Here is a 21,678-nt window from a genome sequence, read left to right on the forward strand (position 1 = left end):
TTAAAAATAATGCATTTTAAGCAAGTAATCTGGCTAATGGCCACAGTAGCAGTATTAGCCTCCTGTTCATCCTCTAAAAAAGCAACCAGCAGCAGATCGGGGAAGGTTGTAGTAGTTGACAGCAAATCGGTTAGAATCGGTAATGCGGGCACTACACGGAAGGATAATGGTCTGCACAAAGGCTGGTACAAAAATCCAAACAACCCCCATCATCCAAACACCACAAACCCGGGACATACTAAAGGTAAGGGAAAGAGTAAAGGCAAGGGCAAGAAAAAGTAACATTCTTTCAGCGGAATTAAAGGCAGGAGCCATAGTTGGGAAACTATGGCTCCTGCCTTTTGCTTTTATAACGTTGTATAAAATAAATTTTATTTCGATTTGAATTAAACCAATAACAAGAATAAAAGTATAAAGAAATCTCATTCAGTAAAGTTTATGTTTTACCGGAGCCAACGCCTTAAGCAACTATAGTTTAATGGTTGTTGCCCATTTTTTAATGCACCTATGAGAATACTTCGACACCTGTTACTTTATACTTTTATCTGTTTGATGGCTGCATCCTGCAACCCGATGCAGGGACGCAAGGCTATAGTTATTGATGATGACGGGCAAAGCATGCGCTTTGATCGTAACCGCAAAGAGAGCAAAAACAAAAAATGGGATGCCCGCAAAAAGAAGAACTTTAAAAAGAATAAGTATAGCAGGCGCGACTAAACTATAGTTTACGGTCGGCGCTTTCGGAACCATACCAGTCAGGATTAGGCTATAGTTTATAAACCTATACTTAATGGCTATATATGCGTATAAGCGGCTACTATGGAACCACAAAACATACGCTACAGCCGAACTCCGCACTCCGAAAAACTGAAATGGGTGAACCACATGACGAAGTTAATGGATAACCAGTTCAGGTTGCCCGGCACTAACTTTCGTTTTGGCCTCGACCCATTGCTTGGCCTGGTGCCTGTGGCCGGCGACTTAGCCTCGTTTGGTGTGTCGGCAATGCTGGTAATGACGATGGCGCGCCACGGGGCAAGCGGCAAGCTGGTTACACTCATGCTCATTAACATCGCGCTTGATACCCTGATCGGAAGTATACCGGTGCTGGGCAATATTTTCGACTTCTTCTTTAAGGCAAACGACCGGAATGTGCGCCTGCTTAGCAGGCATTACGAGGAAGGTAAATACCAGGGCAGCGGTAAAAACGTGATAATCGGTGTAATTATAGGTGTTTTGCTACTGTTCGTTCTCCTGATCTGGGTACTCTGGGAACTGGCCGAATGGATCTATCACCAGCTGGCAGCGATACTATAACTATAAACGGCCCAACGCCCTGGCAACTTCCACAGCTTTCAGGGCGCTGGTTTCCTTGTCTTTTATTTCCAGCATAATGTCCATGTCCATGCCCTCGGTCTCAGCTAAAAAATCGTGGAAAAGCTGTTCTGAAATACTTTGCACGTGTTTGCCTTTGCGTTCTGCCGGCGCCTGCGCACTATAGTCCATCATTAAAATTCCATCCCGTTCAGGTTTCCAGGTTGATGCAGCCATCTCCACCGCTTCGCGCATGGGCTCACCGTTATGTACACATTCGTGGTGCAGGTTATCGAAAATTATAGGCAGGCCGGTCAGTTCATGCAGGTGCAGGCAGTCGAGTAAACTATAGGTCCGGTCGTCGTTTTCTACACACAGCCTTGCTTTTACAGCTTCGGGTAACTGTGTATGATAAACCTCTGCAAAACGAGCCAGGGCAGCGCCCTTGTCGCCGTAGCCGCCACCGCCATGTATCTGTAGTTTGGCTGTAGTATCCAGTTCCATCAGGTCGAGTACAGTGCCCTGGTATACGAGTTCGGCTATGCTGTTTTTTACCGTTTGCGGGTTAGGCGAGTTGAGTACCACAAACTGGTCGGGGTGCATGGAAATGCGCAGGTTGTGCTGTTTGATATAGCTGCCCAGTTGCTGAAATTCAGATTTAAAATGTTCCTGCCAGTTAAATTGGTTTATCTCATGCGAGGCAAAAGGTACCAGGTCAGAGGTGAGCCTGAAAAACAGCAATCCGTTCTGCACATTGTATTCCAGTATGCGCTGCAGGCAGGCAAGGTTCAAAGCCACCGTTTCTACCAGGCGCTCTTCGGAGTAAGATGCCAGCCGGAAGGTGCGGGAAGAGGTACAGTCCAGGGACTGATTAATGCAGGGATAACCTATTTTCATGGCGCTATAGTTTGTTTATGCTAACTATAGCCTGGCAGTTTTGTTGGCGATTTACTGTTTTTTTTCTTGCTCGTACCCGGTGTTGTCCTTAAAAAAGCGGTTATAGTCTTCCTGTTCTTTTAACAACTGTTGCAGTTCCTGCATCATGTAAAGCTCCTGCATCTTCCGCAGCTCTTTTCCCTCTCTCGAGAACAGATCATAGAGCAAACTGATAGGCGTGAGAAGTGTGGGCGGGGGCGGAGGAGGCAATGCAATAGGTTTTGGAGGCTCCACATAAGCCGGATTCTTTACATAGTTCGGGTCGGGGCGGTTCATGTTGCGCAGGGCGCGCTGTATCATTTCTTCGGATGGGCGGTTGGTTACTTCTACCTCGCCAAGCATGACGCTGTCTTCCTGCAGCACTATATTCACGCGCATTTCTGATACCGGCAGGCGTTGCGGCAAATAAAGCAGCGGTTTATAACCAACTGCCCGGATCAGCAAGGTGTCGTCAGAAGCTACATCAATCAGGAATTTACCTTCGGCATCAGAAATAACGGCTCTAGTGGTGCCATATCGGATAATACCTGCACCTGGCACCGGCGTTTTCTTATCCGTCCCTAGCACCGTTCCGCTTATTCTAACGTTACGCTGTGCATGTGCAGGCATGTTAGCCAGCAGCAGTAAGGTAAAAACGCAGCTAAAAACGAAGAGGTACCGGTGCATGTATAAGGTTGGGTGCAATAGCAATTTCTTTTGCCTTTTGTAATACGCCAAAGATGGTCAAAAAGTATGCGAGGTCCAAAATTTATAGTAGTACTGCCTTGTTTATAGTTATAGTTTATACCAAATAAAAGCAAAAGCCTGTAACTATAGTTGTTTCAGGCTTTTGAATAAAATTTACCTTCCGGTTAGTGTATTTTACTGATCCGGAGTCAGTCTTTTCTTCTTTTTGTTTTCGGTAGTAACAGGTTTTTTCTTGCTGTCTGTAACCCTGATTTTATCGTTTCCTGTTTTCTGGCTGCCAACTGCGTCACGGCTTTGTCCTTCGGCGGTAGTGCTGGACGGGGCCATAGTTGTGCCGGATTTGATATTCTTGTTACTGGTTTTTGTTGCCGTGCTTTCAGCAGCCGCTTTACCGCCCATTAGCTTGGTGGAACTGAATTTGTAGTTCTGAGATCGGTAGGCTAGCTCTGGCTTAACGCTGTCGTAATATGCGATTACCAGTTGTGTTGCCGTTAAATTATTAGTTGCACCGTTGTCTGTGCTTGCATTATTCGAAGCGGTAGCATAGCCAGCGGTACCCGGAAGCGGATATTGCCTGATTTGCGATGGGTCTACGTTTTCATCTTTATTTGCATCTGCCACCTCGTATGTAGTGCCTCTGTCTTCGGAACAGGCTGTAAATAGTAAGGCTGAAGCCATACTCATACTATAAATTATCTTTTTCATGGTTTGTTTTCTAGCGTTATACATGGGTACACAAGCCCTGGTAAACTATAGTTTCGGTACAGCATGTGCCTGATTTTTTACGTGCAGCAATTGGTAAAGTTAAATATGCCTGTGTAGGTACGCGCACCAACTATAGTTTGGGTAAAATAAAACGGACCGGCTTTTGGGCCGGTCCGTTGCTTTATGTGCGGTATGGTTTAAGCTTTCCTGAGCTCGAAAACTGTAATCTCAGGTAAAAAGCCAACGCGACCCGGGTAGCCAATAAAACCAAGGCCGGTATTTACGTACAGGTATTGTTTCCCTTGCTGATACAAGCCGGCCCATTGCTTATAAACATACTGCACCGGACTCCATTTTAGGCCGGGCACGTTAATGCCAAATTGCATGCCATGCGTATGACCCGATAAGGTTAGGTCGATATCTGGATACTGCGGGTTTATTTCGCCATCCCAGTGCGAAGGGTCGTGTGAAAGCAGTACTTTAAAAGGGCTTTGTTCGGTGCCTGCGTACGCTTTTTGCAGATCACCATATTTTGGAAAGCCAACACGATTACCCCAGTTCTCCACGCCAAGTACAGCTATGTGCGCGCCATCTTTCTCGATCTTGCGGTGCTCGTTCATCAGTATCTGCCAGCCCATTTTGCCATGCGATGCTATCAGTTTGCTCAGGTTGTCGCGCTTGGCTTCGGCACTGCTCCAGTTTACATAATCGCCGTAATCGTGGTTGCCTAAAACCGAGAACACGCCGTTTCTGGCTTTGATCTCTTTCAGGGTGTCGAGGTGGTTATGCAGCTCGGTTTCCACGTTATTTACCAGGTCGCCGGTAAAAAATACCAGGTCCGCTTCCTGCTTGTTAATTAGCCGCACAGCCTCCTGCAAAGGCTCTTTAGAATGAAAACTTCCTGTATGGAGGTCTGATATCTGGAGCATTTTATAGCCATCGAAGGCTTCGGGCAGATTCGGAAATTTAAGTGTTATGCGCTTTACACGGTAATCGTAAGCGCCCTTCACCATGCCGTAAATAAAAGCAGTAAAAGGCACCGCTGCTACCAAAAATCCCATCTGGCTCAGGAACTTGCTGCGCGAAGGATCATACTTTGCATCAGTATCAAGGGTGCCAAGGGTTAGTTTGCTTAACCGGATAAGGTCATCTGCAAAAAGGAAAAACACCACCAGCAACTTACTGGCATATAGTATAAAAAAGATATTGGTTAAGTAAACCTTGAACGGAGTGGTGGGATGCCTTGGTGTATTTGCAAAGATGGTAAATACTATAACCGCAGCAGCAAACAACACCCAGTAACCAATTTTAATGTACTGCTGTGTTGCCGGGGTAAAACCCTGTATAACAGTTTTAAGCGCCTGGAATACATAAAGGTCTACCAGGAAAAGGAGGAGTATAAGAATGATAAATGACATCATGCGTTGCTTCATAAAAAAGAGCCAGAATTATAGGAGCTGGCAGCAAAGAAAAATATTAATAAAAAAAGAGGTAAAAATTACCGCCACTGAACTAAATAAACTATAAAATACTTTCAGTAGCACAGCTTTTACTTAACAAATATTGTACCGCATGAAAGACACTGACACTCTTGCTCCATACACTCCTGCATTAAACATTAAAACCTGGGCCGAAGAAGACCGCCCGCGCGAAAAACTGCTGCTGAAAGGCAAAGCAGCCCTGAGCGATGCCGAACTGATAGCGATACTAATAGGCTCCGGCACACCAAAATTAACAGCTGTTGATGTAGCCAAACTGATACTTGCTGCGGTTAACAACGACCTGAACGAACTGGCCCGCCTCTCGGTAAAAGATCTGATGAAGCACAAAGGTATAGGCGAAGCAAAAGCGATAACTATAGTTAGTGCCCTGGAGCTTGGCCGCAGGCGTAAAGAAACTGCCGCGACCGCCAAAACCCAGATCACCTGCTCTACAGATATTTACAACTATATAAAGCCGCAATTGTTGGACCTTCCGCACGAAGAATTCTGGATTATATTGTTGAACCGCGCCAACATTGTCATGAAAAAGGAAAGTATCAGCGCCGGCGGCGTAGCCGGAACAGTTGCCGACCCGAAGATTATTTTCAAGAAGGCGCTGGAGCAACTGGCAAGCTCTGTTATACTGGTGCACAACCACCCAAGCGGCAACATCAAACCCAGCGCGGCCGATATCTCCCTTACCAAAAAAATGAAAGAAGCCGGCCAGTTCCTCGATCTCCCCATTCTCGACCACATCATCTTTACCGACAACGACTACTATAGCTTCGCTGATGAAGGAATGCTATAAGTTAGAAAGTTAGAAAGTTTGAAAGTTAGAGAGTTGAATTATGAGTGGAAATAGAAAAAGCAATTACGAATTTGCGGAAGATTTTAAAAAACGAACAAAGTCTTTTGCTTTGCGGGTAATAAAGTTATTCAGGGCACTGCCAAACACGCCTGATGCTCATATATTAGGGAAACAACTACTTCGGGCAGCTACTTCTGTAGCAGCTAACTATAGGGCAGCCTGCCGTTCACGATCTAAGGCCGAATTCTCAGCCAAAATAGGTGTAGTGCTGGAAGAAGCTGATGAAGCGCAGTTTTGGCTAGAGATGCTGGAAGAGTCAGAGATTGTTGCTGCGAACCGATTAATAGAAATAAAGAAGGAAGTAGCTGAGCTAACCGCGATACTTACAACTGTAAGAAAGAACGCAGCTAAAAAATAACTTTTTAACTTCCAAACCTTCTAACTTTCTAACTCCAAAATCTCCTGCACTCTTCCAACTTCGCCTGTTTCCAGTCTTACTTTAATGCCGTGCGGGTGGTTCGGGGAATTGGTGAGGATATCCTGCACGTAGCCTTCGGTGAGGTAGCCGGTGCGTTGGTCCTCTTTCATCACAATATTTACCCGCATGCCTGGTTTTATATTCGAGCGTTTTCTCCCGTCCATAGTTTATAGTTTAAAGCGGTGCAAAGGTAGGGTTTATAGTTTAGTCTGCCGTTTCGGTTGTAAGTTCTGAAATATGGAGACTGCGCAACATAGATGTTTTTTTGTGTTGATGCTCCTGCATACGGTGCATAATGTCGTGAAGCATGGAAATAGCTTCTATAATGTGCGGACCTTTATTCAGCATCACACAATCGGCGCGCTGGGCCATGGCAGCATCTGTAATTTCAGCTCTTGATGGTCGCCCTTTTTTGGCAAGTGTTTCCAGTACCTGTGTCGCCCATACAACCGGAATATGGGAAGCCTCGCATAACCATAAAATCTCTTCCTGCACCTCCGCCAATCGTTGCCAGCCACACTCCACAGCCAAATCTCCGCGTGCAATCATAATACCGGCAGGGTAAGTTTGCATAACGGAAAGCAACAGATGCGGCAGGTGTTTAAAGCCTTCTTTAGTTTCGATCTTCAGCATGACAGCCAAATCTTTTGCCTTCAGTTTTTTTATCTCTGCAAAAAGCGCCTCTACCATCACAGGGTGGTTTGCAAACGATAAGTTTACAATATCAGCGTGCTTCGCCACAAATCTCAGGTCCTCTTTATCTTTCTCAGTAAGGTCGTGCAGGTGCAGGTTGCTCTCCGGTAGGTTGATGCCTTTGTCGGCCCGCAGAATGCTTCCCTTGGCTTTGGCAAACGTAATTTTAACCAGCATCTTATCCGGATTCACTTCTTCTACTATACCCTCTATCGCGCCATCATCAAACAGGATCGGGTCGCCGGCTTTTACCTGATCAAACACTGCAGGCAGGGTACAGGAAATAAATGCGGGGCTAAGTATATGGCCGTTCGCATCAAAACGGGCCGGCTCACCCGGTATAGGATCTCTGTGCAGGATCAGGTAATGGTCTTTCTTTAAAAGGATTGGCAGTTCAATAGACGGCAGCGCCCCGACCTTTGTAGTAGCCTCGGCTATAGTTTTGTTTTTTACAGTTAGCTCGGTGCCTGTAACTAAATAAGAGGTTTTGAGCAGGTGTGCTACTACACCTTTCTTTTCCTTTCGTATGACAGCCATAGTCCGTTTTCTGCCCCGGGTATCGGTGAAATTTATCTTGTCGCCTTCCTGTAACTGGGCTACCCAGCTATCCTCTACCGGTAAAACGGCGTCTGCCATAATCGGGGCCGGTTCGCCAGAACCTGTAAGCCAAACAGTTGCCGGTGAGGTAGGTACTCCCAGCTCATTATGTATCTGATGAATCGCAACCACTTTAGGGCCTGCTTTCAGTTCGCCGGTTCGTAACTTAGGCCCCATCAGATCGAAGAGGATAGTACAGGTTAAGCCAGTTTCCTTTTCTGCCTTGCGGATGTTGCGGATCATGGCCATCCAGGTTTTTTCGGTGTCGTGAGCGCAGTTAATGCGGGCGCAATTCATACCCGCTTTCAGCATGCGCACTACCAGGTCGTAATCTTTTGCCAGATCCGATGAGAAAGTCACCATAATGCGGGTGGTCCTTTTTTCGGGCAAAGGTCCCAAAAGGCTTTCGGTATGTTTCGCCAGCAATTTCCTGTTTTCGAAGAACGAAACAGCCAGTTCATTATGCTGCGGAGTACACTTGGCTAGCTGGCACAATTGGCCGCGTACGGCACTTAAACTTGCGAGTACATGCCCCTCCGCGCGACCCAGCGACGAGAGCCCGATAAGCGATAAGGACTCCTGAAGTTCCCGGATGTCGTGTTGCCGGAGCGCCAGGTAGTGTAGCAGGTTTTTGGCGCTTTTCTTAAAACGTGGATGAACTTTCTGTACTGCCCCCTCAAATTTCTTCTCAAGTGCCAAGGCATCTTCATAAAGCATATCGATCTGGGAGATCAGGTTTAAATAATGAGTCGTTTTTGTGGCCATAGTTTACATTCCTTTCAGGTATACAACTGCAGTAACTATAGATAAGTTTTGAGGTTTGATTATATGGATTTGGTAAGACCTGGTGGCGTGCGTAGCTCCTGCTAGCATTTGGACTATAGTTGACTTATATTTTATTGTCATTTCGAACAAAGTGAGAAATCTATCTTAGCTTATAGTTGAAGCTTTCTCAACTTTGACACAAGTTATCCTTTCAAATATTCATTAATCCTGGTAGCTCTACATATCTACAGTTCTATAGTTAGCTTTGGTGCCCTCACGGCCGGGAGGCCCCGTCTTTGGGCATCGCGCTGCTTTCGCTTCCTTGGCTCCTAGCGTCGCCATGCCTGCCGGCACCGGAACCTCTCGAGGCGCTCAACCCAAAGACTGAAATCAGTTCGATAGTAAAAGCTATAGTTAAACAGATTCTATAGTTGCATAGCTTTATCGTGGTAGTAGTTTCGTAGGGACAGGTAAACCTGTCCTGCCCTTGGTTTGTAACTATAGTTGATTCAGATTTCTCCTTTCGTCGAAATGACAAAGTCCTAGCTTGTGTCCCACGAGTATGAGCAATCCTATGGTGTTCTGGCACTTGTGTACCTGGCTTAAAGCAGCCGGAAGTATTTATCTGCAAATGTAAAGCTATAGTTTCTAAGCTGGTTTCGATTGGTATAGACAGGTTTCATTTGGTATGCCGACTCTCCGGATATTCTTGATTTCTAAAATAAAATGGCTTTGTGAAACGTAAAACAAGTTTTATATATTTTTTATGTATTTCATTTGCTTTTATATTGTTTTTATTTTTAGCTTTAAACGAAATACAAAGGAAAAAATAACAATAAAGTAACAATGCATTCGAAAGCATTAGAAGCAGAAGGAAGTATATTTGACAGGGCTAAGTTTGTACAGCGCTTAAAGCATGAGGCAACAACAACCTGGGATATAATTGTGGTAGGAGGCGGTGCAACCGGACTTGGTGTTGCTGTTGATGCAGCTTCGCGCGGGTACAAAACACTCTTGCTGGAGCAATCTGATTATGCAAAAGGTACCTCGAGCCGCAGTACAAAACTGGTACATGGCGGTGTGCGCTACCTGGCCCAGGGCGATGTTAGCCTGGTGTATGAAGCCTTGCACGAACGAGGTCTACTGCTCCAGAATGCCCCACACCTGGTACACGTGCAGCCTTTTGTGATACCAAGCTATAGTTTGTTTAACCAGGGCTTTTATGGTATCGGTCTGAAAGTTTATGACTGGATGGCTGGTAAGTACAGATTTAAAAAAACAGAGCTGCTTGGCAAAAAAACAGTGCAGAAGCTGTTGCCAAACGTGGAGCAGAACGGACTTAAAGGCGGTATTATTTATTACGATGGTCAGTTTGATGATGCCCGCCTGGCCGTGAACCTTGCGCAGACCTGTGCTGAACAGGGGGGTGTGCTGCTGAATTATTTTAAAGTTACAGGCTTGCTGAAAGATGCAAACGGAAAAGTGGCAGGTGTAAAAGCCCGCGACCTGGAGAGCAGCGAAGAATTTGAGTTGCAGGCTAAAGTAGTTATAAATGCAACCGGTGTGTTTGTAAACGATGTGCTGCAGATGGACAAACCGGCACAGGACCCATTGGTTCGTCCGAGCCAGGGAGTACACGTGGTGCTGGACAAGTCTTTCCTGAAAAGCGATACAGCCCTGATGATCCCCAAAACGCCGGATGGCCGGGTACTTTTTGCAGTTCCGTGGCACGACCATGTGCTGGTAGGGACAACCGATACGCCGCTAAACACAGCAAGCCTGGAGCCAACTGCCCTGGAAGACGAGATCAACTTTATACTGGATACAGCAGGCCAGTACATGACACGCAAGCCACAGCGCAAAGATGTGCTGAGTGTATTTGCAGGATTACGTCCGTTGGCAGCGCCGGCGAAAGGCACCAACAGTACAAAAGAAATTTCGCGAAGCCATAAACTTATAGTTGCGGATTCCGGGCTGGTAACTATAACCGGTGGTAAATGGACAACTTATCGCAAAATGGCCGAAGACACGTTGGAGCAGGCCATAGCTATAGGCAAGTTGACGGCAAAGCCATGTGTTACTGCAGATCTTAAAATTCATGGGTATGCAAAACCGCAGCCAGCACCAGACCATCTGGAGGTGTATGGCAGCGATGCCGCCGGTATTAAAGCACTTATTCAGCAACGGCCTGAGTTAAGCCAGAAACTGATCGCCTCTTTCCCGAACACACAGGCAGAAGTGGTTTGGGCTGTGAAGCACGAAATGGCCAGAACTATAGAAGATGTACTTGCCAGACGCATGCGCGTGTTGTTCCTGAATGCGAAAGCAGCGATAGATATGACGCCGGCAGTGGCAACTATAGTGGCAGCTGAATTAGGCTTAAGCGAAGCCTGGAAACAGAACCAGATAAGCAGCTTTATCAAACTGGCTAACCAGTATCTGCTGGAGGCTTATGACCCGGCTGCTTTAAAAGAAAAAAGCACAAGCCAGGTGGCCTGAACTACAAAGGTATAGTTATAATCTGCGACCCCGGTTAGAGTTTGGAGTAGTTTGTAAAGTCTTCAATATTAGTAAAATGCTATGTTGATTGACCTATATTTTATGTTTGAAATGAGCAGGTAATAACTTGTTTTTTAGTAAAAAATAAGAAATTAGAGCACTTGTAACACAAGATATTGATTCTGGATAAGGAAATAAATAAAAAGTTGTATTCATAGAAGAATACTATTGTTTGTGGGAGGCTGATGAGGCTGAACAAAGCAACTACTATAAAAAAGATATAATCGAATAGCTTAAAATTTTACAGGATAAGTATGCGTCTTATTGCACCGGCCCCTCACACAGATCGGCTACCCTTAGAAAGAATTGATCCGGAGTATAAGCGACTGCGTCTTCAGGTATTTATCGGGATATTTGTTGGGTATGCGGGTTATTACCTGGTACGCAAAAACTTCTCGCTCGTAATGCCCGAACTGATTGCACAGGGATATTCCAAGGCAGACCTTGGTTTTGCACTCTCCGGTGTATCTATAGCCTATGGGTTAAGTAAATTCCTGATGGGTAATTTATCTGACAGAAGCAATGCCCGGACTTTCCTGAGTGTTGGTCTGCTTCTCTCTGCGCTAACCATGATTTTCATGGGCTTCGTGCCTTTTGCTACCAGTTCTATCCTTATCATGTTTGTGCTCTTGTTCCTGAATGGCTGGTTCCAGGGGATGGGGTGGCCGCCGTGCGGACGTGTGATGGTGCACTGGTTCTCAACCAAAGAGCGCGGTACTAAAATGTCGATCTGGAATGTGGCACATAACGTGGGTGGCGGTTTAATTGGCCCACTATCTATAGCCGCTATTGCCATTTTCGGAACCTGGCAGAGTATTCTGTATTTCCCGGGGCTGGTGGCATTGCTATCTGCGCTGGTAACTTATATGCTCGTTCGCGATACGCCGCAGTCCTGCGGGTTGCCAACTATAGAAGAGTATAAGAACGACTATCCGAAGAACTACTCTGCTGAGCACGAAAAGGAGCTGAGCGCCAAAGACATCTTCTTTAAATATGTATTCAACAACCGCCTGCTTTGGTACATCGCGTTTGCAAACGCATTTGTGTACCTGGTGCGCTACGGCATCCTGGACTGGGCTCCGACTTACTTAGAGGAAGCAAAAGGCTTTTCGGTAAAGGAGACGGGCTGGGCTTATTTTGCTTATGAGTACGCCGGTATACCAGGCACGCTGCTTTGCGGCTGGCTGAGCGATAAAGTATTTAAAGGCCGCCGTGCGCCTGCCACTATTATATACATGGTGCTGGTACTGGTAGCGGTTATAGTTTACTGGAAAAACCCTGCAGGTAACATCTGGATCGATAACCTGGCGCTGATCGCGATTGGCTTCCTGATCTATGGTCCGGTAATGCTGATTGGTGTGCAGGCCCTGGACCTGGTAGCTAAGAAAGCGGCTGGTACTGCTGCCGGCCTTACGGGGCTGTTTGGCTACATGGGCGGTGCACTGTTTGCCAATATTGCCATGGGCTTTGTAGTAGACGAATGGGGCTGGGATGGTGGCTTTATGGTGCTGGTAGCGGCTTGTCTTCTATCTATCTTCTTTACGGCCCTCACCTGGAATAAAGAAAAAGAAAATCTTCAATTAACTCAATCTAGATAACTCTCAATACCAGTTTTAAACCAAATCAGATGGAAAAACTTTTACATCCGCCCAAAAAGAGCAGGAATAGTCTGAAGAAAAGTCTTTGGCTATGCTCATGCCTGCTGTTAGCAGGAAATGGACTGGCGGCAGATGCCATAGCGTCTACCGTATATGTGCAGGCCACTCAAGCCCAGAAAGTAACTGTAAAAGGAAAAGTAATTGCCGGTGATGACGGTAGTACATTACCTGGCGTAACAATTCTGGCCAATCAGCAGGCTGTTGGCATTTCAAATGCAGAAGGTAACTTTAAAGTAGATGTGGCAGTTGGAACTGTTCTGTCTTTCAGATTTGTAGGCTACCAGCAACAGAATGTAACTGTAACCAAAGCCGAAGAAAACCTGGCTGTAACCCTGGCCCTGGATAGCAAGCAGCTTTCTGAAGTTGTGGTAACTGCCCTTGGAATCAAGCGTGAAGAAAAAGCGCTGGGTTACGCAATATCGCAGGTAAAAGGCGAAGACCTTACAAATGCTGTTTCAAACAACTGGACAGATGCCTTATCAGGTAAAGTTGCTGGTTTGAACATGGTAAAATCTGGTGGTGGCCCGGTGGGCTCCAACAAGATTGTACTTCGCGGCGAAAACAACCTGACCGGTAACAACGAAGCACTTATAGTTGTGGATGGTGTAGTGATGAGCAGTCCACGTACCGGTACAGGTAGCGGCGCCTATCTTTCATCAGACAACCCGGTTGACTTTGGTAGCGGATTGAATGATATCAACCCGGAAGATATTGAGAGTGTATCTGTACTAAAAGGACCTGGTGCAGCTGCACTTTACGGTGCCAGAGGTGCAAACGGTGCGATCATTATTACTACTAAGTCAGGTAATTCTAAGAAAAAAGGTATTGGCGTTACGTTTAACTCTAATACAACTATAGGCACCATCTCTAACTGGCCAGATTATCAGTATGAGTACGGCCAGGGAACCGGAGGACAGGACCTTTACTATTCTTACCTGAATACCGAAGACGGAAAGAGTACTAGAAGTACCAGTTCTGCCTGGGGGCCACGCTTTAATGGACAGAGCTATTACCAGTACGATCCACTGACCGACTCTACAGGAGCAGAAAGAACACCATGGGTGCCTTATAAAAACAACCGTAAAGATTTCTTTGAGGCTTCAAAAACGTTCCAGAACAGCATCAGTATTGATGGTGGCAACGATCGTACTTCTGCCCGATTATCTTTTACAAACCTGCACAACGAGTGGATCGTGCCTAACACAGGCTATAAGCGTAACACCATCGCACTATCGTTAAACCATAAGGTTACTGATAAGCTGCAGTTCGCTTCAAAAATTAATTATACCAACAATAGCAGCGATAACCTGCCATCTACAGGGTATAATAACCACACCATCATGTATTTCATCAGAGGTTTATCTCCTAACCTCGACCTAAATTGGTTTAAACCTTACTGGAAAGCTGGCCGGGAAGGTATAGAGCAGCACACACCTTTCAGCGGTATCCTGGATAACCCTTACCTGCAGGCCCATGAAATGCTGAACAGCTCTAACCGTGACGGTATAGTTGGTAACGTATCGGCTACCTACAACTTTACAAATGATCTGAGCCTGATGGTGCGCTCTTCACTTGAGTTTGCACATGATGCACGTTCGCAGCAGCGCCCATGGGATACACAGAAGTTCCCGTTCGGTATGTACCGTACACAGAGTATCTTCAGTCGCGAAATGAACAACGACTTCCTGTTAAGCTATAAGCGTGAAATTTCTGAGAAGTTTGACGGTGGCCTTTCGTTGGGTGGAAGCATGATGAGCAACCGTTATAAAAAAGATGAACTTCGTGCTGAAAAGCTGCTTATTCCGGGTATTTACTCTTTTGCAAACAGCAAGGAAACACCAATTTCTTACCCATACCGCAGCGAATACGATGTAAACAGTATTTATGCGCTGGGCGAGTTTAGTTACGATAATATTATCTTCCTGGATGTTACAGGTCGCCAGGACTGGACAAGTACGCTAGCCAGTAAGTTCAATCCTAACCCGGATCCGTTCTTCTACTACTCTGTAAACCTGAGCGGTATTATTTCTGACATGGTTCAGATGCCAAATTCCATATCATTCCTGAAAGTGAGAAGCTCTTACTCACAGGTAGGTAGCGGTGGCACAGACCCTTATCTTACTGCTTACACATATGGTGTAGAAGAAGGATTCCCGTCAGGACTTGCTAACCCGACAAACTTGCCAAACTATTTCATGTTGCCATTAAAGACTAATACAGCAGAAGTTGGATTAGATGTACGCTTGTTTAAGAGCCGCCTGAATTTTGACGTATCAGTGTATCAGGGTAAAACAAAAGACCAGATACTAGAGGCACCAGTAGATCGCTCTACCGGACACAGCGCACAATACATGAATGCAGGTCTGGTTAAAAACGAAGGGATAGAGATACAGGCAAGCGCTAAACTGGTTGAGAACTGGAATGGTCTGGATCTTGGCGTATTTGCCACGTATGCTGCCAACAGAAACGAAGTTGTAGCACTTACCGATAGCCTTACCACACTTATAATGGCTTCTGGCCCACGCGGAACGATGGAAGCGCGTCCGGGCGGAACAATGGGAGCAATCTATGGACTTGGTTATGAGCGCGCACCTGACGGTCAGATAATTTACGGAGAAAACGGTTTGCCAAAGCTTAGTGACGAGGTGAAATACATTGGAAAAGTAACTCCGGACTGGAGAGGAAGCATCGGTACAAACCTGAAGTATAAGCAGTTTGGCCTGAATGTGTTGTTTGATGGTCAGTTTGGTGGTAAAGCTTACTCGTTAACACACGCTGTGTTGATGGAAGAAGGTAAACTTAAGAAATCGTTACCGGGCCGCTACAATGGTATAGTTGGTGATGGTGTAATTATGAATGCTGATGGAACTTACCGCAAAAATGATGTGCTGGTAATGAATATGGCGCAATACTACACTGCCCATTTCCACCGCGATAACGTGGAATCCAACACATTCAGCACAGACTATATCAAACTGCGCGAAGTACGCCTAGACTACCAGGTACCTGCTACACTGTTGCAGAAAATAAAAGTGCAGCGCGCCAGCATCGGTATATTTGGTCGTGACCTGTTCATGATCACAGATTGGCCTGCCTTCGACCCAGAAGTTGGTACGTTGAGTGGCAGCGATATAGTAGGTGGATTTGAAGTAGGACAGTTCCCGCCAACCAGAACGTTCGGTCTGAACCTGACAGTAGGCATTTAATTAATCGGAAGAAGTCATCATGAAAAAGATAAAATTATTCGCAATATCGGCTTTGGCGGTTACCTGCCTTGCTACTTCCTCGTGTACCAAAGACTTCGAGGAACTGAATACAAACCCGAACGAAACGGTAGTGGCCACACCTGCCTCTTTGCTGGCACCGGCACTGCACGATGTTGTTACCCGCAATAACAACCGTGCACTTCGCCTGACCAACGAGCTGATGCAGGTGCACGCAACCATATTAAATAACGACGAGATACACCGCTATGTAATAAGACCTGGCGAGTCAGATTATATGTGGAACAACTGGTACCTGCAGCGTACCAACTTTGTAAATATTTACAACAGTGCACTTGTAACGCAAAACAAGAGCTACATGGCTATTGGTCTGATACTGGATGTGTGGGTAACTTCTCTGATCACAGACATGTTTGGCGATGTGCCTTACTCAGAAGCGAACAAAGGGCGGGATGGTATACTTCAGCCTAAATTCGATAAGCAGGAGATGATCTACAAAGACCTGTTTGCGAAACTGGAAGAGGCAAATGCACTTCTGGCTTCTGTAGAAGCCGCTGAATTAGCTGCTGGTGTTCTTCCTCCGGCAATGTTGCCAGAAGATGAAAGATCGCTGGATCCGCTCTACAATGGTAACCTTAATCTTTGGCGTAAGTTTGGTAACTCGTTATACCTGCGACTTTTAATGCGTACTTCAGACCGACCGGAAGCTGGCGCATCTAATAAGATCCGTGAGATAGCAGAAACTAACCCGAGTTTCTACCCGATTTTCTCAAATAACGCAGAATCAGCTATTCTGAGATATACCAGTACTTTACCTCTTGTTTCTGCCTTTACAAACATGCGTGAGTATGACTTTAACGGTAGCCATGGTTTAACAGAGTTTTTTGTGAATAATCTGAATGCTATGGAAGATCCGCGTCGTACGAAATGGGCTACAAAGTTTGGATCAGACTACTATGGCATACCAAGCGGTTATGCAGCTGGCAATATCCCGGAAAGACAGTCATCTTATCCTAAGGCACTGATGAATGAGCCGCTTTTGGGTAACATCATCAACTATGCTGAGGTGCAGTTCATTCTTTCAGAAGCTGCTTTAAAAGGTTATGTTACTGCTGACCCTAAATCCTACTACGATCAGGGTGTAACTGCTGCTATAACTATGTGGAACCTGGAAGTTCCGGCAGGACATTTGGCGAAACCAGCTGTAGCCTTCGATCCTGCAGCAGGCTTTGAAGCTAAAATGGAGCAGATCATGCTACAGAAGTATTTTACACTTTTCTTTACCGATTTCCAGCAGTGGTATGAGTTCCGCAGAACTGGTCACCCGGTACTGCCTATTGGACCTGGAGTGCAGAACAACGGTCAGATGCCGTCCCGTTTTAGATACCCGGTAGTGGTACAGTCGCTGAATGGTGCCAACTATAACGCTGCTGTAGCAGAAATGGGCGCTGACGATATCAATACCAAAGTTTGGTGGGATATAGACTAACAGCAGTAACGAACTATAGATTTTAAAGACAAACGTCATGAAAAATAGATATTTATCATTTCTGGCCATCTGCTTAAGTGTTTTAGGTTTCACTTCCTGCGTGGAGGAAAATCCAAATCCTTCGGAAGGTACTCCTAATCCGGTTGCATCACTTTTTGTAGTGCGCGAAGCATTTCACGAAACAGATCTGGCATTAGGACAGGGGCCATTGTTTGGTGCTTATACTGCAGGTGGTGTTGTAGTATCAAGCCCGGAGGGAAAAAACTGGCCGGCAGGTATTGTTGCCATACAAGACTCATGGAGAGGCCTGCAAAGAGGTATGTTGCTTAACCTTGGAGAACAAGCTGCTGCAAACTATGCTGTAGGCGATTCTATCCTGTTTGATGTAAGAGGAACCGTTCTTACACGTAAAAATGGTGTACTGCAAATAAACGGTTTGAAGCCAGAGAGTATTCAGGTTAAAGCTACAGGGTTACCAGTGGCACCAAAAGCTGTTGCGGTTGCGGAGTTGCTTGCTAATTATGACAAATACGAAAGTAAACTGGTAATGGTAACAGGTGATATAGACCCGTTACCGGTTGCCGGAGACACGTATGCGGGTAAAAAGCAGATCGGTGATGGTTCTGGTAAAACTATAACATTGCAGACAGATGCCGATGCAGTTTTTGCCGGACGTAAATTACTGGCAAGTGCCAGCTTTGTAGGTATTCTGACAAAGGCTGAAGACGGAACGCCTGTGTTGCGCATGCGTACTTTTGCAGATGCTGTTAACCCAAGCGGGCCTATTTACCAAGGTTGGCCGGAAAAGTTTGAGGCACCTGCTGCTTCGACTAAATCGAGCTACGATATGACTACAAAGGGCTTGACAAATGAAGTAGACCTAAGTACAGGAAACTGGACATTATATCAGTCCATATTAGGGGATCTTGACGCAAAAAGGGATGTGATTGTTTCTGGTAAACAAGCTGTACGCTTCCAGCAGAACTTAACTGTATCTGGTTATTTGCAGATGAATTTCGATCTGCCGAAAGGGGCCTCTAAGGTAACAGTATGGTATGCAACTTACTCGACCGATAAGCCTAGCCAATGGCGCCTGGAGTATTCACAAGATCAGGGAGCTACCTGGCAGCAGATAGGAGCAGACGTGAAAGATGTAGCCCGTGATTATAAGATGGCAAGCTTCCTGATGGATATCCCGGGTCCGGTTCGCTTTAGAATCAACAAGCTTGGTCTTGGAGCTTCCGGTACGAAGGACAAAGACGGCAATATCGTTGAAAACGGCCGTTTAGGTATCGACGACTTCGCAGTTTACTCGAACTAAGATCATACTATAAAAGAGGCGGCCCGCGCAGGTGGGGCGCCTCTTTTTACTTTCCGCAGCAGGTAACTATAGTTTGCAACTATAAAATACAAGCGCTGCAAATCTAAACCTGAGCCCTAACTATAGTTGGCGCATTTCCAGGTTAATCAGTTTTATAATATCTCTTTCGGTTCTGGCAAAGTCAACTATAAAAGCAGGCTTTGCCAGCACTGGAAGTAGCCAACGTGACACCAGGTACTTCTGCCTGACAAGTTAAATTACCATGCTTAGACCAATCCATTTTATAGTTGCCCTGCTGTTTGTATTTGTTGGTTGCTCCAGCGAAAAAGCAGAACCGGCACCCACCAAACCTGAAACGGGCAAAGTAACTCCTGTAAGTGCCGCGTTTCCTGCCGCAGTTTTTACAGATGTGAACCTGGTCAAACAAAATAAAGCCTCCCTGGCTATTCTGGATCAACTGATCGCCCTGATCAATGCCACACCAAAAGATGCATCAATCCACCTGAGTATTTTCCTGCTTGATTACCCGGAACTGGTAAAAGCCATTAAAGACGCCAACGACAGAGGCGTAAAACTACACGTGGCCATGGATATGGGCCGCGAAGAATCGCTGGAAGTAAACCCGCTTACTTTTCACGAATTAAAAAGAGTGCTGGAAGCCAAAGGCAATGTTATAGTTCCTGTTTATAACGATGCCAGCGCAACTGCCATTAACCACAACAAGTTTGTTATCTTCTCTACACTGGAAACTACAACCGGCAAGGTGCAGAACGTGGTTTTCCAGACATCTCACAATTTTACCCTGGCTGATGCGCGCAAATTCCAGGATGCTATTATGCTTTCGGATGCAGGTTTGTACGGTGCCTTTAAAACATATTGGACCGACATGCAGGCGCAAGCTGCATCGGGCATGAAGAACTATAACTATACCGAATACACGGATGCTGCCAAAGGTATGAACGGTTACTTTCTGCCAAAACGCCGCAACGGCGCTTCATATGGCGACGACAGCATCATCGAGTTTTTGAATAATATACAGGATCCGGCCTCGGCAACTATAAAGATCGGCATGTCTGACTGGACAAACACCCGCCTGAACATAGTGGAGAAACTGGCCGAACTACAGACAAAGGGCGCAACTATAGAAGTGGTTGTCAAAAACAAGATCGACGATAACATCATGGCCGGTTTAAGGCAATTGCAGCAGAAAGGCGCCTACCTGAAAGTATATGACATCTCGAAAGCTAACATCCATTCTAAATTTATACTGATAGAAGGCAACTGGCTGGGCAAAAATGCAAAGGTGCTGATCACCGGCTCGCACAATTTTACAAACAATGCCCTCCGCAATAACAACGAAGTAATGGTGTTGCTCAAGGACCACGCGCTTTTTACGAACTATACAACCTATTTCGAGAACCTGAAAACAGTACCAGGCATTTAACCAGACACACCCATGAAGAGAAGATCCTTTCTGGAGCGCATGCTCCTTTTTTCGGGCGGACTTGTACTTAGTGGCAGCTATACTGCTGCGCTGGCAACCCCATCAAAACTAACTATAAAAGGCAGAGTTACGGCCGGTAGTAAAAAGCTGGCAAATGTGGTGGTGTCGGATGGATACAGTGTGGTAAAAACAAACCGCAAAGGAAAGTACGAGCTTCCTGTAAACGGGCAGGCAAAGTTTGTGTGGGTATCGGTGCCGGCCGGTTATGATTTCCCGAATGAGAATGGCATTGCCCGTCATTACCAATACCTGGACCATAACAGCAAACAGGACTATAACTTTGAGCTGAAGGCCCTGCCAGCCGACGATACGAAGCACAGCTTTATTATCTGGGCAGATCCGCAGCCACGAAACAAAAAAGATGCCCAGCGCATGCTGGATGAGTCTGTGCCCGATGTGCAGAAAACATTAGCAGGTATGGCTGCCGGTACGCTGGTGCACGGTATTACAGTAGGCGATATTACCTGGGATAATCCGGATCTTTACAAAGAATACGACCAGGGCGTGGCTACTATGGGCGTTCCGTTCTTCCAGGTGCTTGGCAACCACGACCAGGACCTGAACAAAGGCGGCGACGAAGTTTCGGATAAGACGTTTGAAGCTACGTATGGCCCAACCTATTACTCGTTTAACCGTGGCAAGCTGCATTACGTGGTGCTGGATGACGTGCGTTACCTGGGCAAAGACAAGCAATACGACGGATACATTACAGAGCATCAGCTGAAGTGGTTAGAGAAAGATCTGGCCATGGTACCTACCGACAACCTGATTATACTTTGCGCGCATATTCCGGTGCATTGGGGCGTTAAGAACAGGGAAGAACTCTACCCGATCCTCAAAAACCATAAGGTGCACATTATGACGGGGCACACGCACTATAACCGCAACGTAATTGAGCAGGATATTTTCGAGCACAACCACGGGACCGTGTGTGGTAACCTCTGGACCGGGCCGGTTTGCGGCGATGGGGCCCCTGGTGGTTATGCGGTCTACGAAGCAGATGGCACAGACCTGAAGTGGTACTATAAATCGACCGGGTTTGATGCAGACCACCAGATGACCATTTATATGCAGCCTGCAGAAGAGCAACAGCAGCGCATGCTGGTAAACGTCTGGAACTGGGACCCGGAATGGAAAGTAGAGTGGTGGGCCGATAACCAGTACAAAGGTACACTGCAGAACATCATTTCGTATGACCCGGTTGCCTGGGAACTATACCAGGGAGATCAGTTGCCGAAAGGACGCACTTATGTAGAGCCGCGCGAAACAGAGCACTTTTTTGAAGCTTTTGTTCCGGCAACTGTAAAAGAGCTGAAAGTTGTGGCAACAGACCGCTTCGGCAGAAAATACGAAAACCGCAAAGCTGTTTCTTAAACTATAGTTTTACCTAGATCAACATAAAACGGGATACTAACTATAGTTGAGTCATAACTATAGTTAGTACTTAGGCCAACACGAT

General features: G+C 46.1%; 18 protein-coding genes. 11 read left to right on the forward strand and 7 right to left on the reverse strand.

What is annotated here, in order from left to right:
- Nucleotides 1–66: 66 nt before the first annotated feature.
- Entirely contained in the window at nucleotides 67–426 is a 360-nt protein-coding gene (locus GSQ66_RS17880; RefSeq protein WP_162428705.1) for a hypothetical protein, read from the reverse strand.
- An 81-nt stretch (nucleotides 427–507) separates the two neighbouring features.
- Here GSQ66_RS17880 and GSQ66_RS17885 point away from each other — a divergent pair, with 81 nt between their 5' ends.
- Complete coding sequence (locus tag GSQ66_RS17885; protein ID WP_162428706.1) at nucleotides 508–717, forward strand: hypothetical protein; 210 nt, start codon at nucleotides 508–510, stop codon at nucleotides 715–717.
- 102 nt (nucleotides 718–819) lie between these two features.
- The gene (locus tag GSQ66_RS17890) at nucleotides 820–1,317 is read left to right on the forward strand and encodes a DUF4112 domain-containing protein (RefSeq protein WP_162428707.1); all 498 of its coding nucleotides are present in this window, start codon (nucleotides 820–822) and stop codon (nucleotides 1,315–1,317) included.
- Here the strand turns inward: GSQ66_RS17890 and uvsE are convergent, their stop codons facing one another.
- The 4 genes from uvsE to GSQ66_RS17910 all read right to left on the reverse strand — a co-directional run bounded on the left by uvsE (nucleotide 1,318) and on the right by GSQ66_RS17910 (nucleotide 5,075).
- Nucleotides 1,318–2,211 (reverse strand): UV DNA damage repair endonuclease UvsE, encoded by an 894-nt coding sequence (gene uvsE / locus GSQ66_RS17895; RefSeq protein WP_162428708.1) that lies wholly within the window; start codon nucleotides 2,209–2,211, stop codon nucleotides 1,318–1,320.
- A gap of 51 nt (nucleotides 2,212–2,262) precedes the next feature.
- The gene (locus GSQ66_RS17900) at nucleotides 2,263–2,916 is read right to left on the reverse strand and encodes a carboxypeptidase-like regulatory domain-containing protein (RefSeq protein WP_162428709.1); all 654 of its coding nucleotides are present in this window, start codon (nucleotides 2,914–2,916) and stop codon (nucleotides 2,263–2,265) included.
- Between the two features lie 195 nt (nucleotides 2,917–3,111).
- The gene (locus GSQ66_RS17905; protein ID WP_162428710.1) at nucleotides 3,112–3,642 is read right to left on the reverse strand and encodes a hypothetical protein; all 531 of its coding nucleotides are present in this window, start codon (nucleotides 3,640–3,642) and stop codon (nucleotides 3,112–3,114) included.
- Between the two features lie 197 nt (nucleotides 3,643–3,839).
- Nucleotides 3,840–5,075: a metallophosphoesterase gene (locus GSQ66_RS17910; protein WP_162428711.1), complete on the reverse strand. Its 1,236-nt coding sequence runs from the start codon at nucleotides 5,073–5,075 to the stop codon at nucleotides 3,840–3,842.
- 139 nt (nucleotides 5,076–5,214) lie between these two features.
- On the opposite strand from GSQ66_RS17910, the gene radC reads away from it, so the two are divergent.
- Complete coding sequence (radC, locus tag GSQ66_RS17915) at nucleotides 5,215–5,931, forward strand: RadC family protein (protein WP_162428712.1); 717 nt, start codon at nucleotides 5,215–5,217, stop codon at nucleotides 5,929–5,931.
- 40 nt (nucleotides 5,932–5,971) lie between these two features.
- Nucleotides 5,972–6,349: a four helix bundle protein gene (locus tag GSQ66_RS17920; RefSeq protein WP_162428713.1), complete on the forward strand. Its 378-nt coding sequence runs from the start codon at nucleotides 5,972–5,974 to the stop codon at nucleotides 6,347–6,349.
- Nucleotides 6,350–6,369: 20 nt separating this feature from the next.
- Here GSQ66_RS17920 and GSQ66_RS17925 read toward each other — a convergent pair whose 3' ends face one another.
- Together GSQ66_RS17925 and GSQ66_RS17930 are read right to left on the reverse strand one after the other, a co-directional pair.
- A complete protein-coding gene (locus tag GSQ66_RS17925; RefSeq protein WP_162428714.1) occupies nucleotides 6,370–6,573 on the reverse strand; it encodes a YwbE family protein in 204 nt (67 codons plus the stop codon).
- 40 nt (nucleotides 6,574–6,613) lie between these two features.
- A complete protein-coding gene (locus GSQ66_RS17930) occupies nucleotides 6,614–8,464 on the reverse strand; it encodes a pyruvate kinase (RefSeq protein ID WP_162428715.1) in 1,851 nt (616 codons plus the stop codon).
- 846 nt (nucleotides 8,465–9,310) lie between these two features.
- Here GSQ66_RS17930 and GSQ66_RS17935 point away from each other — a divergent pair.
- The 7 genes from GSQ66_RS17935 to GSQ66_RS17965 all read left to right on the forward strand — a co-directional run bounded on the left by GSQ66_RS17935 (nucleotide 9,311) and on the right by GSQ66_RS17965 (nucleotide 21,593).
- On the forward strand, nucleotides 9,311–10,963 hold the full coding sequence (locus GSQ66_RS17935) for a glycerol-3-phosphate dehydrogenase/oxidase (protein ID WP_162428716.1): 1,653 nt from the start codon (nucleotides 9,311–9,313) through the stop codon (nucleotides 10,961–10,963).
- A 314-nt stretch (nucleotides 10,964–11,277) separates the two neighbouring features.
- Nucleotides 11,278–12,621 (forward strand): glycerol-3-phosphate transporter, encoded by a 1,344-nt coding sequence (gene glpT, locus GSQ66_RS17940; RefSeq protein WP_162428717.1) that lies wholly within the window; start codon nucleotides 11,278–11,280, stop codon nucleotides 12,619–12,621.
- A 29-nt stretch (nucleotides 12,622–12,650) separates the two neighbouring features.
- A complete protein-coding gene (locus GSQ66_RS17945; protein ID WP_162428718.1) occupies nucleotides 12,651–15,887 on the forward strand; it encodes a SusC/RagA family TonB-linked outer membrane protein in 3,237 nt (1,078 codons plus the stop codon).
- 19 nt (nucleotides 15,888–15,906) lie between these two features.
- Nucleotides 15,907–17,394 carry a SusD/RagB family nutrient-binding outer membrane lipoprotein gene (locus tag GSQ66_RS17950; RefSeq protein WP_162428719.1) on the forward strand — a complete coding sequence of 496 codons (1,488 nt, stop codon included), beginning with the start codon at nucleotides 15,907–15,909 and terminating at the stop codon, nucleotides 17,392–17,394.
- Nucleotides 17,395–17,431: 37 nt separating this feature from the next.
- Complete coding sequence (locus GSQ66_RS17955) at nucleotides 17,432–18,715, forward strand: DUF5689 domain-containing protein (RefSeq protein WP_162428720.1); 1,284 nt, start codon at nucleotides 17,432–17,434, stop codon at nucleotides 18,713–18,715.
- Between the two features lie 262 nt (nucleotides 18,716–18,977).
- A complete protein-coding gene (locus GSQ66_RS17960) occupies nucleotides 18,978–20,159 on the forward strand; it encodes a phospholipase D-like domain-containing protein (RefSeq protein WP_162428721.1) in 1,182 nt (393 codons plus the stop codon).
- 12 nt (nucleotides 20,160–20,171) lie between these two features.
- Entirely contained in the window at nucleotides 20,172–21,593 is a 1,422-nt protein-coding gene (locus GSQ66_RS17965) for a calcineurin-like phosphoesterase C-terminal domain-containing protein (protein WP_162428722.1), read from the forward strand.
- Nucleotides 21,594–21,678: the final 85 nt, after the last annotated feature.

Source organism: Pontibacter pudoricolor (assembly GCF_010092985.1).
Taxonomy (GTDB): domain Bacteria; phylum Bacteroidota; class Bacteroidia; order Cytophagales; family Hymenobacteraceae; genus Pontibacter; species Pontibacter pudoricolor.